Annotated in this window: 14 protein-coding genes; 13 read left to right on the plus strand and 1 reads right to left on the minus strand. The window is 45.7% G+C overall.

What is annotated here, in order from left to right; genetic code table 11:
• The 3 genes from rplQ (at position 1) to HC965_RS18100 (ending at position 1,698) form a co-directional block, all read left to right on the plus strand.
• Complete coding sequence (gene rplQ / locus HC965_RS18090) at positions 1 to 504, plus strand: 50S ribosomal protein L17 (protein ID WP_099145751.1); 504 nt, start codon at positions 1 to 3, stop codon at positions 502 to 504.
• A gap of 149 nt (positions 505 to 653) precedes the next feature.
• Positions 654 to 1,049: a hypothetical protein gene (locus HC965_RS18095; protein WP_191032762.1), complete on the plus strand. Its 396-nt coding sequence runs from the start codon at positions 654 to 656 to the stop codon at positions 1,047 to 1,049.
• Between the two features lie 106 nt (positions 1,050 to 1,155).
• A complete protein-coding gene (locus tag HC965_RS18100) occupies positions 1,156 to 1,698 on the plus strand; it encodes a hypothetical protein (protein WP_191032763.1) in 543 nt (180 codons plus the stop codon).
• A gap of 45 nt (positions 1,699 to 1,743) precedes the next feature.
• Here the strand turns inward: HC965_RS18100 and HC965_RS18105 are convergent, their stop codons facing one another.
• Positions 1,744 to 3,558, minus strand: a complete 1,815-nt coding sequence (locus tag HC965_RS18105) for a MutS family DNA mismatch repair protein (RefSeq protein ID WP_191032764.1) — start codon at positions 3,556 to 3,558, stop codon at positions 1,744 to 1,746.
• A gap of 297 nt (positions 3,559 to 3,855) precedes the next feature.
• On the opposite strand from HC965_RS18105, the gene HC965_RS18110 reads away from it, so the two are divergent.
• From HC965_RS18110 to HC965_RS18155, 10 genes are all read left to right on the plus strand, one after another.
• Positions 3,856 to 4,497, plus strand: a complete 642-nt coding sequence (locus tag HC965_RS18110) for a DUF6563 family protein (protein WP_191032765.1) — start codon at positions 3,856 to 3,858, stop codon at positions 4,495 to 4,497.
• Between the two features lie 116 nt (positions 4,498 to 4,613).
• A complete protein-coding gene (locus tag HC965_RS18115; protein ID WP_191032766.1) occupies positions 4,614 to 6,611 on the plus strand; it encodes a urocanate hydratase in 1,998 nt (665 codons plus the stop codon).
• 283 nt (positions 6,612 to 6,894) lie between these two features.
• Positions 6,895 to 7,797: a glutamate formimidoyltransferase gene (ftcD, locus tag HC965_RS18120; RefSeq protein ID WP_191032767.1), complete on the plus strand. Its 903-nt coding sequence runs from the start codon at positions 6,895 to 6,897 to the stop codon at positions 7,795 to 7,797.
• 14 nt (positions 7,798 to 7,811) lie between these two features.
• On the plus strand, positions 7,812 to 9,086 hold the full coding sequence (hutI, locus tag HC965_RS18125; RefSeq protein WP_191032768.1) for an imidazolonepropionase: 1,275 nt from the start codon (positions 7,812 to 7,814) through the stop codon (positions 9,084 to 9,086).
• A 25-nt stretch (positions 9,087 to 9,111) separates the two neighbouring features.
• On the plus strand, positions 9,112 to 9,741 hold the full coding sequence (locus HC965_RS18130) for a cyclodeaminase/cyclohydrolase family protein (RefSeq protein ID WP_191032769.1): 630 nt from the start codon (positions 9,112 to 9,114) through the stop codon (positions 9,739 to 9,741).
• Complete coding sequence (gene hutH / locus HC965_RS18135) at positions 9,738 to 11,237, plus strand: histidine ammonia-lyase (protein ID WP_191032770.1); 1,500 nt, start codon at positions 9,738 to 9,740, stop codon at positions 11,235 to 11,237. The genes HC965_RS18130 and hutH overlap by 4 nt, the downstream gene beginning before the upstream one ends.
• 352 nt (positions 11,238 to 11,589) lie before the next feature.
• On the plus strand, positions 11,590 to 12,237 hold the full coding sequence (locus HC965_RS18140) for a TetR/AcrR family transcriptional regulator (RefSeq protein ID WP_191032771.1): 648 nt from the start codon (positions 11,590 to 11,592) through the stop codon (positions 12,235 to 12,237).
• A 56-nt stretch (positions 12,238 to 12,293) separates the two neighbouring features.
• Positions 12,294 to 13,640, plus strand: a complete 1,347-nt coding sequence (locus HC965_RS18145; RefSeq protein WP_191032772.1) for a TolC family protein — start codon at positions 12,294 to 12,296, stop codon at positions 13,638 to 13,640.
• A 33-nt stretch (positions 13,641 to 13,673) separates the two neighbouring features.
• On the plus strand, positions 13,674 to 14,690 hold the full coding sequence (locus HC965_RS18150) for an efflux RND transporter periplasmic adaptor subunit (RefSeq protein ID WP_191032773.1): 1,017 nt from the start codon (positions 13,674 to 13,676) through the stop codon (positions 14,688 to 14,690).
• Between the two features lie 73 nt (positions 14,691 to 14,763).
• On the plus strand, positions 14,764 to 17,904 hold the full coding sequence (locus HC965_RS18155; RefSeq protein ID WP_191032774.1) for an efflux RND transporter permease subunit: 3,141 nt from the start codon (positions 14,764 to 14,766) through the stop codon (positions 17,902 to 17,904).
• Positions 17,905 to 17,927: the final 23 nt, after the last annotated feature.

The raw sequence follows: 17,927 nt of genomic DNA on the forward strand, positions 1-17,927 counted from the left end.
ATGAGACATAATAAAAAATTCAATCATTTAGGTCGTACTGCTTCTCATAGAAGTGCTATGTTATCTAACATGGCTTGCTCTTTGATCAAGCACAAAAGAATCACTACGACTGTGGCAAAGGCAAAAGCTTTGAAGAAGTTTGTTGAGCCTTTGATTACTAAGTCTAAAGAAGACACAACGAACTCTCGTCGTGTTGTATTTAGCAACTTGCAAGATAAGATTGCAGTAACAGAACTGTTCAAAGAAATCTCTGTTAAGATTGCTGATCGTCCGGGTGGTTACACTCGTATCATCAAGACTGGTAACCGTTTGGGTGACAACGCTGAAATGTGCTTCATTGAGTTGGTTGACTACAATGAAAACATGGCTAAAGAAAAGGTTGCTAAGAAAGCGACTCGTACTCGTCGTTCTAAGAAGAGTGCCGAAGCTGCTCCTGCTGCTGTTGAAGCTCCTGCAACTGAAGCTCCGAAGGCTGAAGAACCAAAAGCAGAATCAGCAGAATAATTCAACAATTATTCTTATAGATATAAAAAAGGCTACTCCGAAAGGGGTAGCCTTTTTTGTTAGGAGCCTGTTTACTTATCCTAAGATAAATTAAAAGATACCCTGAATGAACTTTTCATAAGTAGAATCTGTTATATTTGCAGGAGAATATGGCAAAATTTGTAAAGGTAATATTGTTTCTGTTGCTGACAGTTGCCCTTCACGGGATTGCAGGCAATGTTTTCACTGAAAAAACAGTGGAACAGACAGAGAATGCTGTTACCTATTCAATGAAACAACATGGACAGATCAGTGCTCCCGAGTTTCCTTGTTCGCCTGTGGCCGAACTGACAAATTTGCAAAGTCATCAAATATCCATGACACGTATCCAACGTGTACAGCTTGGAGAATACTTCACTACATTGAGAAATTTGCAGCAATGCGGTGCTGAGCGTGAAAATTCTCTTTCCCAACATTTAGGGCGGATTTATAACACAACAACCTCTTATTATTGTCAACCGGCGAGTGAATACTATGTGTTTACTCTAAGGCATATTATTATTTAGCAGTTAATTTATTGGTATTATTTCTTTTATGATTACTGGTATAATCCGTATACTGGTGATCCTTCCTATCTTTATATTTTTACTAATAAATTAAATTTTAAATATTATGGCAACTACTCAAGTTATTGATGCTACTATATTTGCATCTTCACATCCCGATATCGCTAAACGTACCAGTGTTTCCGGAGTTATCATCTCTTCTGTAATGTTATTGGTAGGGATTTTAGCATTTGCTTCTACTTTTCAGCTGGAAGACAAATCGTCTACTGTCAGCATGGCTTTAATGGTTCTTGGAACCGGGTTATTCCTGATGGGAATTTTCCGTTTTTTCTGGAAATCTAAGGAAGTCGTTTATTTACCTACCGGAAGCGTAGCTAAAGAACAGAGCATCTTCTTTGATTTGAAGTATATGGACTCTTTGATGAATATAGTTAATTCGGGTTCATTCTCTACCAACTCGGCTATTAAGAGTGAGTCAAGCGGCAATATACGTATGGACGTGATACTTTCTGAAGACAAGAAATTTGCAGCCGTACAGTTGTTCCAGTTTGTACCTTACAATTATCAGCCGATAACCTCCGTGCAGTATTTTACAAATGACGGAGCTTCTGCCGTGGTAGCTTTTCTTTCAAAAAGCAAGCAGGGATAATGTGAACTAAAACTGAACTTTAATTTTCATACATAAGGATGGGGATTAGTCGTCGATAACGGCTATCCCCATTTTTTTCATTAAGAAGCAGGCATTCATATTTTGCGCAACTCCATCTCTCATTTGATAAGAGAAAGTAAGTTCATTATTTGTTATATCTGCTTCAAAACAATAGTTCCGGATATTCTGCGGGAAAGAATCTATTAAAGTTCCCAATAGAAGGTCATGAGTTGCGATGATGCCGTTGGCATTCATATTCATAAACTGCTTGATGAGCGCAAAAGAACCTTTCTGTTTATCCATAGAGTTTGTACCCTTCAGAATTTCGTCAAGGATGATGAAGAGTTCTTCTCCGGCTTCCGACTTATCTATGATTAACTTTAGTCGTTTCAGCTCGGCAAAGAAATAGGATTCGTTGTCGGTCAATGAATCACTGGTACGAAGGCTGGTGACAAGACGAGCCGGGGATATCTCCATTTGCTCCGCCCAGACAGGAGCACCAATGCACGCTAAGAGATAATTCACGCCTACGGTACGTAGATAAGTACTTTTACCTGCCATATTCGCTCCGGTGATAATAATAAAGAAAGGACGCTTGTCGATGTCTATTCCATTACGCACACATTTGTTGCGATCCATTAAAGGATGACCGAGCCCTTTAGCTTGTAAATGAAAAGACTGGGAGCAAATCTTCGGATAAATATATTCAGGATGATTGTATGCGAATGTTGCCAGCGAGCAGTAAGCATCTATTTCCCCAATCGTTTCTATCCAGCGGGGAAGGTCATTGGCATGCGTATCCTTCCATTGCTCAATTCGCATAACCTGACGTAGTTCCCAAAATATAAGTCCGTTGAGAATAGTACTCATTAGCAAATTACTCCGTTGATCCAGTGCATTCATTAATTTGGAAAGCTGGCGGACAGCCTGCGAAGCTGTTTGATTCTGACTGGTAAGTTCCGCTTTTAATTGCTGCAATATAGGACTGTGCATCTCTTTTTTCTCCGTAAGAAGAATCTGATCGGCATATGTGGAGAGAATTTGCAGCTTTTCACCATAAGTAGTTTGGAGTTTTGTGATTCCTTTGGAGAAGATAGAACTGAATATGATAAAACTAATAAATACCCCGCCGGCGGCACTGGCAGGCAAAATACCTAAAAAGGCAAGACTTATACATACGAGATTGATAATACTTACCGTTACCGGGATAATACGTAATAACGTATGTTTTCGGTAATAACTTGGGCTACCGGCCCATGTTTTAATTTCGGTAGTATCAGCGGGCTTTCCTTTATAAAGTAATCCAAGCAAACGGATTTGTTGCCGGTATTCCAGTTCTGTTGATAATTCGCGGATAGCTTCCTGGTGCTGCTCAATGGCTTCCTTATTCTCCAGATGACTATTGAACCAATCTGCAAGATGCTGTTTGCCGACAGGCGTTGATGTACGGTTAATATACTGGAAAAGAGAATGGTCTCCGAACACATCCAGGTCGAAAGTATAGAGATGTCCCGGATCAATATATTCTTCACCGTCTTCAAAACCAGAGAAATCATATTGGATAGCCCTCAACTCCTGTTCGTTGATTACTATTTTCTTTTTCAGAAAATCTTTCCGGTGAAACCAAAAGTTGTGACGTTTTACCAGCCATACAAATAAGATAAAAGGCAAGATGGCAAATACAGAAATATACAGCCATCCGTCAGACCAAAAGGTGATCGCGCCGGCTATGGCACCGACGAATAAAACCAATCGTAATAGACTAATGTAATAAATACGTTTCCGGGCACTTTGCAGCTCCAACTCTGCTTTTTGAATAATCTGTTGATATGTAGCGATAATCTGTTCCAGTTTTTCCATGACAAATTCAATACTTTTTCGCAAAGGTAATATAATTCACAACGGTCGTGATAGCAGCTTGTTTTAGTCGGGAGCAGATTTACTGTTTATTAACGGTAGGAGATTAAAATATGGATTCGACAATAATTATCCGAATATATCGCTTGATAATGCACATGGAGAAAGTGCACCAGGGAAGCAAATATTGGTTTCCAGTTCCTTTTTTTTCGATATTTCTGTACTCCCCCTTGCATTTATCCGCTAAAATTTATAACTTTCCACTCTAAAATGCGTTTAGCAAGGAAAGGAGGATGGCTTATGAAGAAAGGATGTATCTTATTGTTGCTGATGAGCGTGATTAGCCTTCCGTTAATTGCGCAAAACATAATTTATTCCAACTTGAAAGAGTTGCTTGCTCAAGATGGCGATACCGTTGCCGTACTGCGGGTGGAAAAGCGTTCCCGGAATCAGATTGTGCTGACCGGCGGTGCCGATTACCGGATAACGGCAGGTGATGACGAGTCTATGGGAAGGAGGTTGAAAAAGCGTTGTTTTGCTGTGCGTGACGAAAAAGGAGATTTATATTTGAATTGCCGTAAGTTGCGATATAAAAAGCTGCGTTTCGGAGCCTGGTATGCTCCGGCTGTCCAGTTAGATAAAAAAATCTATTTCTGTGCCGTGCCTTTAGGTTCCGTTGTCGGTGGAAATTTTGTAGAAGACGATGATGTGAAGCTGGGTGGAAATATTGGTGACGCCCTTGCAGCTTCGAGTTTAGTCACAAAACGTGTCTGTTATGAATTGAATGCCGAGACAGGAAAGATTGAATTCATGGACAAAGACAAGATGCTTGAATTATTAAAGAAATATCCCGAATTGAAACAAGCCTATTTGAAAGATGACAGCCCGGAGGCGAAGCATACTTTTAAATATTTGCTGGAATTGCGGGATAAACAGAAATAATAACTTTCTGACAAGAAAAGTGAAGTTTTTCTTGTCTTTTATCTTCTTTTTCTCTATCTTGCGAAGAGTTATACGACTGTTTACTTACAGTTTGTAATCCTTAATTCTGCTTTAGTATGAAGATGACTCTTGGCAACACACTACTGTCTTATCCGGGTTTTGTAAAAGGTATCCGGAGAGCTCCCGACCGTGGTTACACACTTACCCCGGCTCAAACAGTTACAGCACTAAAAAACGCTTTGCGTTATATCCCCTCTGAATGGCACGAGCAGTTAGCTCCCGAATTTATGGAAGAACTGCGTACTCGCGGACGGATTTACGGATACCGCTTTCGTCCTGAAGGCGATTTGAAAGCGAAACCGATAGATGAGTATCGCGGTCGATGCCTGGAAGGCAAAGCCTTTCAGGTGATGATTGACAATAACCTCTGCTTTGATATAGCTTTGTATCCCTATGAACTTGTCACGTACGGTGAAACCGGACAAGTCTGCCAAAACTGGATGCAATATCGCCTGATTAAACAATATCTCGAAGAACTAACCCAAGAACAGACCCTGGTCATAGAATCCGGTCATCCCTTAGGGCTTTTCCGTTCCCGTCCCGACGCTCCTCGCGTCATTATAACCAACTCCATGATGATCGGTCAATTCGATAATCAGCACGACTGGCACATTGCCGCCCAAATGGGAGTGGCGAATTACGGTCAGATGACAGCCGGCGGTTGGATGTACATCGGCCCGCAAGGAATCGTTCATGGCACATTTAATACCCTGCTCAATGCCGGGCGCTTGAAACTCGGTATTCCGCAAGATCAAGATTTGCGGGGGCATCTGTTTGTATCTTCCGGTTTGGGCGGAATGAGCGGAGCGCAGCCTAAAGCTGCCGAGATAGCCGGAGCCGCTTCCATAATAGCCGAAGTAGACAGCTCCCGTATTGAAACACGTTATCGCCAAGGCTGGGTAGGACACGTCACTCAAGATATGGCAGAAGCATTCCGGATGGCAAACGAAGCGATGCAGCGTCGCGAACCCTGTTCAATAGCCTATCATGGAAACGTAGTCGACCTGCTTGAATATGCGGAACAAAGGAATATCCCCATTGAACTATTATCCGACCAGACTTCTTGTCATGCCGTTTACGAAGGCGGCTATTGCCCTGCCGGACTGACTTTTGAAGAGCGCACACAACTTCTTCACGAATCTCCCGAGCAATTCCGCCGTTTGGTAGATATCTCCTTACACCGGCATTTCGAAGTAATCAAAAAGCTGGTAGCCCGAGGCACCTATTTCTTTGACTATGGAAACTCCTTTATGAAAGCGATTTATGACGCCGGAGTAAAAGAAATCTCTCGCAATGGTGTAGACGAGAAAGATGGATTTATCTGGCCGAGTTATGTAGAAGACATTATGGGACCTCAACTCTTTGACTACGGTTATGGTCCATTCCGATGGGTTTGCCTGAGTGGAAAACATGAAGACCTGATAAAAACAGACCATGCAGCTATGGAATGTATCGACGTCAGTCGACGCGGTCAGGATTTGGATAATTATAATTGGATACGTGATGCGGAAAAGAACCAATTGGTAGTAGGAACACAGGCACGCATCCTTTATCAGGATGCTGTGGGAAGAATGAACATAGCACTCCGCTTCAATGAAATGGTTCGCCGTGGCGAAGTAGGGCCTATTATGTTGGGACGCGATCACCATGACGTGAGCGGCACGGATTCCCCCTTCCGGGAAACATCGAATATAAAAGACGGAAGCAATGTGATGGCAGATATGGCCGTGCAGTGCTTTGCCGGAAACTGCGCCTGTGGAATGAGCCTTGTAGCTTTGCATAATGGTGGCGGAGTCGGTATTGGTAAAGCGATAAACGGTGGTTTCGGTATGGTATGTGATGGTAGCGAACGGGTGGACGAAATACTTCGTTCCGCTATGCTTTGGGATGTAATGGGCGGTGTAGCCCGCCGCTCCTGGGCACGTAATCCGCATGCAATAGAAACTAGCAAAGCATTCAACGAATCCCATACCGGAGACTATCAGATAACACTGCCCTATCTGGCTGACGAAGAATTAATAAAGAAAATAGTTCCAGATATTACGGTGAAGTAGTCCCGCAAAATATGGGAAAATATTCCCTCATATTGCGGGATGAAATGCACCAAGTTCGTTTCCATACTAGGAAACGACAGTTTCCATACTAGGAAACGCGCGTGTCTCCATATGGAAACGACAGTATCTAAGGCTGGAAACTAGCGTTTCCTTACATGGAAATTGAAGGAAACTCTAATAGATTGAATTATAGTTATATAAGTATTTTAGTTCATTAGAGTACTGAATTGAATAAAACCTAATAGTTATCCTGTAAATGTAACCTATAACATAAATATTTATTATGAGTTGGAATAAAATCATCGAATGTGTCCCCAATTTCAGTGAAGGACGCGATTTAGAGAGAATAGATAAGATAGTAGCTCCTTTCCGTGGCAAGGCAGGTGTGAAACTACTCGATTACAGCAACGATGAAGACCATAACCGCCTGGTCGTCACCCTCGTCGGTGAACCGGAAGCCCTGCGTGACGCAGTGGTCGAAGCCATTGGAATAGCTGTCCGCCTGATAGACATGAACCACCATAGAGGGCAACACCCCCGCATGGGAGCGGTGGATGTTGTCCCCTTCATCCCCATTAAAAACACTACGATGGAAGAAGCCGTCGAACTCTCAAAAGAAGTTGCCGCTCGCGTAGCCGAGCTATATAACCTTCCGGTCTTTCTATACGAAAAGTCCGCCACTGCGCCACACCGCGAAAATCTCGCTTCCGTTCGCAAAGGCGAATTTGAAGGAATGGCCGAAAAGATAAAACTTCCCGAATGGCAACCGGACTTTGGCCCCGCCGAACGCCACCCCACTGCTGGAACCGTAGCCATCGGAGCCCGCATGCCGCTTGTCGCATATAATATCAACCTAAGTACGGACAATCTCGAAATAGCTACCAAGATAGCCAAAAATATCCGTCACATCAACGGCGGACTCCGTTATGTCAAGGCGATGGGAGTAGAGCTAAAAGAAAGGAACATAACGCAAGTATCCATCAATATGACCGACTACACTCGTACCGCCCTTTACCGTGCCTTCGAATTAACACGTATCGAAGCCCGGCGTTATGGCGTCACGATTGTTGGCAGCGAGATAATAGGTCTTGTACCGATGGAAGCCCTGATTGACACAGCATCCTACTACCTCGGACTGGAAAACTTCTCCATGCAACAAGTCCTGGAAGCACGTATCATGGAATAATTAACAACAACTATATGAGTGAAAACCTGATTATATTCAACGCCCGCATCGTCACCCCTATCGGTTTTTCCGCCCGTAAAGGGGAAGAAATGTCGCAACTGCAAATCATAGAAAACGGGACAGTGGAAGTAACCAAAGGCATCATCACCTACGTCGGCGAGAACCGTGGTGAAGACCGCGACGGCTACTATCAGCACTACTGGCATTACAACGCCCGAGGACACTGCCTGCTGCCCGGCTTTGTCGATTCCCATACCCATTTCGTATTCGGCGGCGAACGTTCCGAAGAATTTTCCTGGCGTCTGAAAGGCGAAAGCTACATGTCCATCATGGAACGTGGTGGCGGCATTGCCAGTACCGTGAAAGCGACGCGGAAAATGAACTTCCTGAAACTCCGTTCGACAGCCGAAACCTTCCTGAAGAAGATGAGTACGATGGGAGTGACTACAGTAGAAGGAAAAAGCGGCTACGGCCTGGATCGCGAAACCGAACTGCTGCAACTAAAAATAATGCGTAGCCTGAACAATGACGAGCATAAACGTGTCGACATCGTTTCCACCTTCCTCGGTGCCCATGCCCTTCCCGAAGAATACAAAGGAAAAAGCGAAGAGTACCAAGAAAGAAGCGACGACTACATCGACTTCCTGATTCGTGAAATGCTTCCGGTAGTCCGCGAGAACGAACTCGCCGAATGTTGCGATGTCTTTTGCGAACAAGGCGTTTTCTCCATCGAGCAATCCCGACGTCTGCTCCAAGCCGCCAAAGACCAAGGCTTCCTGCTGAAACTCCATGCTGACGAAATAGTCTCCCTCGGCGGCGCTGAACTGGCAGCCGAACTGGGTGCCTTATCCGCCGACCATCTGCTGCACGCTTCCGATGCCGGAATCCGTGCAATGGCCGATACCGGCGTAGTAGCCACCCTGCTACCTCTGACCGCCTTTGCCCTGAAAGAACCCTATGCACGTGGACGTGAAATGATTGACGCCGGCTGTGCCGTAGCCCTTGCCACCGACCTCAATCCGGGAAGCTGCTTCTCCGGCTCCATCCCTTTGACCATCGCCCTGGCATGCATCTACATGAAACTAAGCGTAGAAGAAACCATCACCGCCCTGACCTTGAACGGAGCCGCCGCCCTTCAGCGTGCCGACCGTATCGGCAGCATCGAAGTCGGCAAGCAAGGCGATTTTGTCGTCCTGAACTCCGCAAACTATCACATTCTACCTTACTATATAGGAATGAATAGCGTAATAATGACCATAAAAGGCGGCATGCTATACCCCGCCAATTAATAACCAACTAAAAAAACAGAATACCATGTTAGCAGATTTAACCGTAAAAGATTTCTTAGATAAAGTGGCTTGCAGTGACCCTGTGCCCGGTGGTGGCAGTATTGCCGCGCTGAACGGAGCATTAGCTTCCGCCCTTTCCACAATGGTAGCCCGGCTCACCGTAGGCAAAAAAGGCTACGAAGTCAGCGAAGAACTGATGCAGCACGCCCAAACCATCACCCTCCGCCTGCTGGACGAGTTTATCGCACTCATCGACAAAGACTCCGAAGCCTACAACGAAGTATTTGCCTGCTTCAAACTCCCCAAAGCGACCGATGAAGAAAAAGCCGCCCGCAGCGCAGCCATCCAGGAAGCAACCAAAAAGGCCGCCCTCATTCCCCTGGAAGTAGCCCGGAAAGCACTGGACATGATGACAATCATCGCAGACGTAGCCCACCTCGGCAACCGCAACGCCATCACAGATGCCTGTGTCGCCATGATGTCCGCCCGTTCCGCCGTCCTTGGAGCTTTGCTGAATGTCCGCATCAACCTCGGCTCGCTCAAAGACCGGGAATTTGTCCTGCAGCTGCAAACCGAAGCCGATAAGATAGAGCAAGCCGCCTGTCGGAGAGAAAAAGAAATACTGGATGCCGTTAACCAAGATTTGCGCGTATGAGTAAGAATGTATATCATGTTGGTTCCGGCGAACTGACTTTCGGAGTCATCGAACGGATTATTAACGAGAACTTGAAACTGGAACTGGCCCCCGAAGCAAAGCTGCGCATTCAGAAATGCCGCGACTACCTCGACCGTAAGATAGCTTCTTCCGAAGAACCCCTGTATGGCATTACAACAGGCTTCGGCTCCTTATGTACCAAAAACATCTCTTCCGATGAACTGGGCACACTCCAGGAAAACCTGATAAAGAGCCATGCTTGCAGCGTAGGCGAAGAAATCCGTCCTGTCATTATCAAACTAATGATGTTCCTGAAAGCCCACGCCCTCTCCCTCGGACATAGCGGAGTGCAACTCATCACCGTGCAGCGCATCCTCGATTTTTTCAATAACGACGTCATGCCCATCGTCTACGACCGCGGTTCTCTCGGAGCATCCGGTGATCTCGCCCCGCTTGCCAATCTCTTTCTTCCCCTGATCGGTGTCGGCGATGTCTACTATAAAGGCAAAAAATGCGAAGCCATCAGCGTCCTCGATGAATTTGGCTGGGAACCCGTCAAACTAATGAGCAAAGAAGGGCTCGCCCTGCTGAACGGCACCCAGTTTATGAGTGCCAACGGGGTATTCGCCATGCTCAAAGCCTTCCGCCTTTCGAAGAAAGCAGACCTGATTGCCGCCCTTTCCCTCGAAGCCTTCGATGGTCGTATTGATCCGTTTATGGACTGCATCCAGCAAATCCGCCCTCACCGGGGACAGATTGAGACAGGCGAAGCCTTTCGCAGGCTACTCGCCGGCAGCGAATTGATCGAACGTCACAAAGAACATGTGCAAGACCCCTATTCTTTCCGGTGCATCCCGCAAGTGCATGGTGCCACGAAAGATGCCATCCGCTACGTCGCTTCCGTCCTGCTGACGGAAATTAACTCCGTCACCGATAATCCCACCATCTTTCCCGATGAAGACCGGATTATCTCCGGCGGAAACTTCCATGGCCAACCGCTTGCCATCTCTTATGACTTCCTTGCCATCGCCCTCGCCGAATTGGGAAATATCTCCGAACGCCGTGTCTCCCAACTGATTATGGGACTCCGTGGACTCCCCGAATTCCTGGTAGCCAATCCCGGCTTGAACTCCGGCTTTATGATTCCTCAATACGCCGCCGCTTCAATGGTCAGCCAAAATAAAATGTACTGCTATGCCGCATCAAGCGACTCCATCGTCTCTTCCAACGGACAGGAAGACCATGTGAGTATGGGTGCCAATGCTGCTACCAAACTATATAAAGTAATGGACAACCTCGAACATATCCTTGCCATCGAATTGATGAACGCCGCTCAAGGCATCGATTTCCGTCGCCCGTTGAAAACGTCTCCCGTGCTGGAACGTTTCCTTCATGCATACAGGAAAGAAGTGCCTTTTGTGAAAGATGACATTGTGATGTACAAGGAGATACATAAAACAGTCGCCTTCCTGAAAAGGAATCAAATTGAATATTAACCATAAACCCATCCCTTTTTCGCTTTTCGTTAATAAGGGTGACTGTTATGGCCGGGTAAGCGTCGATTTTCATCGACATTTATCCGGCCTTTATCGGTCAGAACCCTTCTGATAGCGATAAAACTTTACTTCTTATTCCTTTACTTCTTATCTTTGCCGTGCATTTGTTCCATATTTCCTCTTAACACTTGTTTTCATATCAGTCTGTAGAATGATAATAATTCTCAAATGGATTATAAATACGAGGAAACTAGATTTGTTAATTGAGTTTTCTACTTATCTTTGTTCCGTTTTTCCTCTGTAAATGAAGAAAAAACGAAAACTGCATTAAAACAATTAAGAAGAACGAACGATGACAGAGCATGGAAAAGACGCTTCCCAAAGAGCAGAGTTAAGAGAACGGATCGTAGTGACGGCAACAGAAGCTTTCACCTCGAAAGGCATCAAGAGTATTACAATGGACGACATTGCGGCAGCACTGGGCATATCCAAGCGTACACTCTATGAAGTCTTTTCGGACAAAGAATCATTGCTGAAGGAATGCATACTGAAGGCACAGGCAGACAGAGACAAGTATTTGCAGCAGATATTTGAGGAGTCGCACAACGTGCTCGAAGTGATACTTGCGGTATTTCAGAAAAGCATCGAGATGTTCCATAAGACTAACAAACGCTTTTTTGAAGACATCAAGAAATATCCGAAGGTGTATGAGATGATGAGAGCCCGTCAGGACAGCGATTCGAAGAAAACCATGTCCTTCTTCAAGGTTGGAGTCGATCAGGGTATCTTTCGTTCGGACGTGAATTTTTCCATCGTCAATTTGTTGGTACGCGAGCAGTTTGACGTGTTGCTGAATACGGACATTTGCAGTGAATATCCATTTATAGAAGTGTACGAGTCTATCATGTTTACCTATATCCGCGGCATCTCCACAGAGAAAGGGGCAAAGGTACTGGAAGACTTCATACAAGAATACCGTAAGAACCGCATTGTAGAATAAGGAAGAATGAGGTTCTGTTGACAAACAATTAAAGATTTAAATTAGAAACCAGTTTTATGAACAAAATGAAAAGACTGACAGGTAAGAAGATTCTTCTGATGGCTGTGGCGCTCTGTGCATTTGGTTTTGCAAAAGCGCAAGAAACGCAGACAGCGGGGAATACGCTAACCTTAACCTTAGAAAAAGCCTTAGAAATTGCCTTGGATGAGAATCCGACAATGAAAGTAGCGGCAGAAGAAATCGCTTTGAAGAAAGTTGCCGGCAAAGAAGCGTGGCAAAGTCTGTTGCCGGAAGCCAGTATCGCCGGGTCTGTGGACCACACGATTAAAGCGGCGGAGATGAAATTGAATAATGAATCCTTCAAGATGGGAGCAGATGGCTCGAATACCGCCAATGCCGGATTGAGCATAAATCTGCCTTTGTTCGTGCCGGGCGTATATCGCGCCATGTCGATGACAAAGACGGACATTGAACTAGCAGTGGAGAAGTCGCGTGCTTCCAAACTGGATTTGGTGAATCAGGTAAGCAAAGCCTACTATCAGTTGATGCTTGCGCAAGATAGCTACGAAGTGCTTCAGGGAAGCTACAAACTGGCAGAAGACAACTTCAATGTTGTCAACGCCAAATATCAGCAGGGAACTGTGAGTGAATATGATAAAATCAGCGCGGAAGTGCAGATGCTCAGCATCAAACCGAATCTGATTTCGGCAGCCAATGCAGTGACTCTCGCTAAGTTGCAGCTCAAAGTGTTGATGGGCATTACAGCCGATGTGGAGATTAAGATTAATGATAATCTGACTAATTACGAGATGGCTATGTTTGCCAATCAGTTGAAAGAAGAAGAGGTTAATCTGAACAACAATACCACCATGAAGCAGTTCGAACTGAATATGAAGTTGCTGGAAAAGAACGTAAAGTCCTTGAAAACGAATTTCATGCCGACCCTGTCGATGAGCTTCTCCTACAACTATCAATCTTTGTATAATCCGAATATCAACTTCTTCGATTATACATGGAGCAACAGTTCAAGCCTGATGTTCAACCTTAGCATCCCTTTGTATAAGGCAAGCAACTTTACGAAAGTGAAATCCGCCCGTATTCAGCAGCGCCAGCTGGACTGGAACCGAATCGACACGGAAAGACAGTTGAATATGCAGGTCGTGAGTTATCGTAACAATATGAGTGCCAGCACAGAGCAGGTAGTCAGCAATAAGGAAAACGTGATACTGGCAAAGAAAGCGGTGACCATTGCCGAGAAACGCTATGACGTAGGTAAAGGCACGGTGCTCGAACTCAACAGTTCACAGGTGTCACTGACTCAGGCACAACTCACTTACAATCAGGCCATATATGATTATCTGGTGGCTAAGGCAGACCTCGACCAAGTATTGGGAAAAGAATAAAGATAGACAACTAAAAAATTACAACTAAGGAATATGAAAACAAGTATCCAATTGGCAGCCCTATTGTTAACTGTATTTATGGGCTCATGTACAGGTGGAAAAGATAAAGCTGCTACGGAGCAGGTGGAAGAAAAACCCATCGTGAAACTGGCAGACGTAAAGGCACGTCCCGTAGATCAGATACAGGATTACACGGCAACGGTAGAAGCGGAAGCGAAAAACAACATCGCTCCTTCATCTCCCGTGCGTATCGACCGTATCTTTGTAGAAGTGGGCGACCGCGTATCCAAAGGACAGAAATTAGTAGAAATGGATGCGGCCAACCTGAAACAGACAAAGCTGCAACTAGATAATCAGGAGATAGAATTCAAACGTATCGACGAACTCTATAAAGTAGGCGGTGCGTCCAAGTCGGAGTGGGATGCTTCGAAGATGCAACTCGACGTGAAGGAGACAGCTTACAAGAATCTGGTGGAAAACACCTCTTTGCTAAGCCCTATCAATGGCGTAGTTACTGCACGCAACTATGATAATGGTGATATGTACAGTGGCGGTGACCCTGTACTGGTAGTAGAACAAATCACCCCGGTGAAACTCCTTATCAATGTTTCCGAAACCTACTTTACCAAAGTGAAGAAAGGCGCACCCGTCGATGTGAAACTCGATGTATATGGTGATGAGAAATTTACAGGAACAATCAGCTTGATTTATCCTACGATAGACGCCACTACCCGTACGTTCCCGGTTGAAATCAAACTGGACAACAGGGATCAGCGTGTACGTCCTGGAATGTTCGCCCGTGCTACGCTGAACTTCGGTACAGCCGACAACGTGGTTGTTCCTGATTTGGCCATCGTTAAGCAGGCAGGTTCCGGCGACCGTTATGTGTTCGTTTATAAAGATGGTAAAGTAACTTATAATAAAGTAGAGTTAGGTAGACGTATGGGTACGGAGTACGAGTTGAAATCCGGTGTGCCCGATAATTCTCAAGTTGTAGTTGCCGGCCAGGCACGTTTGGTGAACGGCGTAGAAGTAGAAGTTGAGAAATAAATAAACGGTTAACGATTAGTGATTAACGTTTGCTCATTAATCACTGTTCACTAACAAATTAATCCCTAAAGAAATGAGTTTATACGAAGGTGCGGTTAAGAAACCGATTATGACCTCGCTCTGCTTCCTGGCAGTGGTGATCTTTGGTCTTTTCTCCTTGTCCAAATTGCCCATCGACTTGTATCCGGACATTGATACAAACACGATCATGGTAATGACCGCTTATCCCGGCGCAAGTGCTTCGGATATAGAAAATAATGTGACTCGCCCGCTCGAAAATACACTGAACGCGGTGAGCAACCTGAAACATATAACCTCTCGTTCTTCCGAAAATATGTCATTGATTACATTGGAGTTCGAGTTTGGTAATGATATTGACGTCCTCACAAATGATGTGCGCGATAAGCTCGACATGGTAAGCTCACAGCTTCCCGATGATGTCGAGAACCCGATTATCTTTAAGTTCAGTACGGACATGATTCCTATCGTGTTGCTTTCCGTACAGGCGAATGAGAGCCAGTCCGCGCTTTACAAGATATTGGACGACCGTGTGGTTAACCCGCTGGCACGTATTCCGGGAGTCGGAACAGTGTCCATCAGTGGTGCTCCGCAACGTGAGATTCAGGTATATTGCGACCCCAATAAATTGGAAGCCTATAACCTGACCATCGAAACAATCAGCTCCATCATCGGAGCCGAGAACAAGAACATTCCGGGTGGTAACTTCGATATCGGTAGTGAAACATACTCATTGCGTGTCGAAGGAGAATTTGATGATTCCGGCCAGTTGGCAGATGTCGTGGTGGGTACGCACAATGGGGCGAATGTCTTTTTGCGTGACGTAGCCCGAATTGTGGATACGGTAGAAGAACGTGCACAGGAAACCTACAACAATGGTGTGCAAGGTGCTATGATTATCGTTCAGAAACAGTCGGGAGCCAATTCGGTAGAAATCTCTAAGAAAGTAGCCGACGCACTGCCGAGACTTCAGAAGAACCTGCCGAGTGATGTGAAGATTGGTGTTATCGTCGATACGTCCGATAACATTTTGAACACCATCGACAGTTTGACGGAAACCGTAGCCTATGCCTTGCTATTCGTAGTATTGGTCGTGTTCCTCTTCCTGGGACGCTGGCGTGCGACGTTGATTATCTGTATCACCATTCCGCTTTCGTTGATTGCTTCGTTCATTTACCTGGCGGTAAGTGGAAATACGATTAATATTATCTCGCTTTCATCCCTTTCTATCGCTATCGGTATGGTGGTGGATGACGCGATTGTAGTACTTGAGAACGTTACGACGCATATTGAACGCGGTTCCGACCCGAAACAGGCGGCCGTGCATGGAACGAATGAGGTAGCAATTTCCGTTGTCGCTTCTACGCTGACCATGATTGCCGTATTCTTCCCGTTGACGATGGTAAGCGGTATGTCCGGTGTACTTTTCAAACAGTTGGGTTGGATGATGTGTGCCATCATGTTCATCTCCACCGTAGCGGCTTTGTCACTGACACCGATGCTCTGTTCGCAGTTGCTACGTTTGCAGAAGAAACAGTCGAAAGCATTTAAACTACTCTTTACCCCGATTGAAAAAACATTGGACGGACTGGACACCTGGTATGCGAAGATGCTGAACTGGGCAGTGCGTCACCGTTCGATAATCGTTGTGGGATGTATCATTTTCTTCGTTGTCAGCTTACTGTGTGCGAAAGGTATCGGTACGGAGTTCTTCCCGGCACAGGATAACGCCCGTATCGCAGTGCAACTGGAGTTGCCTATCGGTACGAGAAAAGAGATAGCACAGGAACTTTCGCAGAAGTTGACCAACCAGTGGATGACCAAGTATAAGGACATCATGAAAGTATGTAACTATACAGTGGGACAAGCCGACTCGGATAATACATGGGCTTCCATGCAGGACAACGGTTCGCATATTATCTCGTTCAACATCAGTTTGGTGGACCCGGGCGACCGTAACATCACGCTGGAAAAAGTCTGCGACGAGATGCGTACTGACCTGAAAGCTTATCCCGAATTCAGTAAGGCACAAGTAATCCTTGGTGGTAGTAACACAGGTATGTCTGCCCAGGCTAGTGCCGACTTCGAAGTGTACGGATACGATATGGCGGTGACCGATAGCGTGTCAGCCCGTTTGAAACGCGAGTTGCTGAATGTGAAAGGTGTAACCGAAGTAAATATCAGCCGTAGCGACTACCAGCCGGAATATCAGGTAGACTTCGACCGTGAGAAACTGGCAATGCACGGACTGAACCTGGCAACTGCCGGTAACTATCTCCGTAACCGTATCAATGGTGCCGTTGCTTCCAAATATCGTGAAGATGGAGACGAGTATGATATCAAAGTGCGTTATGCGCCCGAACATCGTACAAGCCTTGAAAGCATAGAGAATATTCTTATTTACAATAGCAAAGGTGAGTCCGTCCGTGTGAAAGACGTCGGAAAGGTAGTAGAACGTTTTGCTCCGCCTACCATCGAGCGTAAAGACCGCGAACGTATTGTGACGGTGTCCGCCGTAATTTCCGGTGCTCCGTTGGGTGATGTTGTTGCCGCCGGTAACAAGGTTATCGACAAGATGCATTTGCCGGGCGATGTAACGATTCAGATTTCCGGTTCGTATGAAGACCAGCAGGATTCGTTCCGCGACTTGGGTACACTTGCCATTTTGATTGTAGTTCTCGTATTCATCGTGATGGCTGCGCAGTTCGAGTCCCTGACTTATCCGTTCATCATCATGTTCTCACTGCCGTTTGCGTTTAGCGGTGTCTTGATGGCATTGTTCTTCACGGACAGCACATTGAGTGTCATGAGTTTGTTGGGAGCTATCATGTTGATTGGTATTGTGGTGAAGAATGGTATTGTGCTCATCGACTACATCATCCTCTGTCGGGAGCGCGGTCAGTCGGTGTTACACGCCGTAGTGACAGCCGGTAAGAGCCGTCTCCGTCCGGTATTGATGACTACCGCTACCACCGTTCTCGGTATGATTCCGATGGCAATAGCCGGCGGACAAGGTTCCGAGATGTGGAGCCCGATGGCGATTGCCGTAATCGGCGGTCTGACAGTATCAACCGTTCTGACTTTGATTCTGATTCCTACCTTATATTGTGTATTTGCAGGAACAGGTATCAAGAACCAGCGTCGTAAACTTCGTCGCCAACGTGAACTGGACCTTTATTTCCAGGAAAATAACTAGGATAGTATTAAGAAATAACAAAT

This window comes from Bacteroides sp. GM023 (assembly GCF_014750685.1).
Taxonomy (GTDB): domain Bacteria; phylum Bacteroidota; class Bacteroidia; order Bacteroidales; family Bacteroidaceae; genus Bacteroides.

Coding starts and splice junctions, on each gene's coding strand:
- rplQ (WP_099145751.1), top strand. CDS start 1: ATGAGACATAATAAAAAATTCAATCATTTAGGTCGTACTGCTTCTCAT.
- HC965_RS18095 (WP_191032762.1), top strand. CDS start 654: ATGGCAAAATTTGTAAAGGTAATATTGTTTCTGTTGCTGACAGTTGCC.
- HC965_RS18100 (WP_191032763.1), top strand. CDS start 1,156: ATGGCAACTACTCAAGTTATTGATGCTACTATATTTGCATCTTCACAT.
- HC965_RS18105 (WP_191032764.1), bottom strand. CDS start 3,558: ATGGAAAAACTGGAACAGATTATCGCTACATATCAACAGATTATTCAA.
- HC965_RS18110 (WP_191032765.1), top strand. CDS start 3,856: ATGAAGAAAGGATGTATCTTATTGTTGCTGATGAGCGTGATTAGCCTT.
- HC965_RS18115 (WP_191032766.1), top strand. CDS start 4,614: ATGAAGATGACTCTTGGCAACACACTACTGTCTTATCCGGGTTTTGTA.
- ftcD (WP_191032767.1), top strand. CDS start 6,895: ATGAGTTGGAATAAAATCATCGAATGTGTCCCCAATTTCAGTGAAGGA.
- hutI (WP_191032768.1), top strand. CDS start 7,812: ATGAGTGAAAACCTGATTATATTCAACGCCCGCATCGTCACCCCTATC.
- HC965_RS18130 (WP_191032769.1), top strand. CDS start 9,112: ATGTTAGCAGATTTAACCGTAAAAGATTTCTTAGATAAAGTGGCTTGC.
- hutH (WP_191032770.1), top strand. CDS start 9,738: ATGAGTAAGAATGTATATCATGTTGGTTCCGGCGAACTGACTTTCGGA.
- HC965_RS18140 (WP_191032771.1), top strand. CDS start 11,590: ATGACAGAGCATGGAAAAGACGCTTCCCAAAGAGCAGAGTTAAGAGAA.
- HC965_RS18145 (WP_191032772.1), top strand. CDS start 12,294: ATGAACAAAATGAAAAGACTGACAGGTAAGAAGATTCTTCTGATGGCT.
- HC965_RS18150 (WP_191032773.1), top strand. CDS start 13,674: ATGAAAACAAGTATCCAATTGGCAGCCCTATTGTTAACTGTATTTATG.
- HC965_RS18155 (WP_191032774.1), top strand. CDS start 14,764: ATGAGTTTATACGAAGGTGCGGTTAAGAAACCGATTATGACCTCGCTC.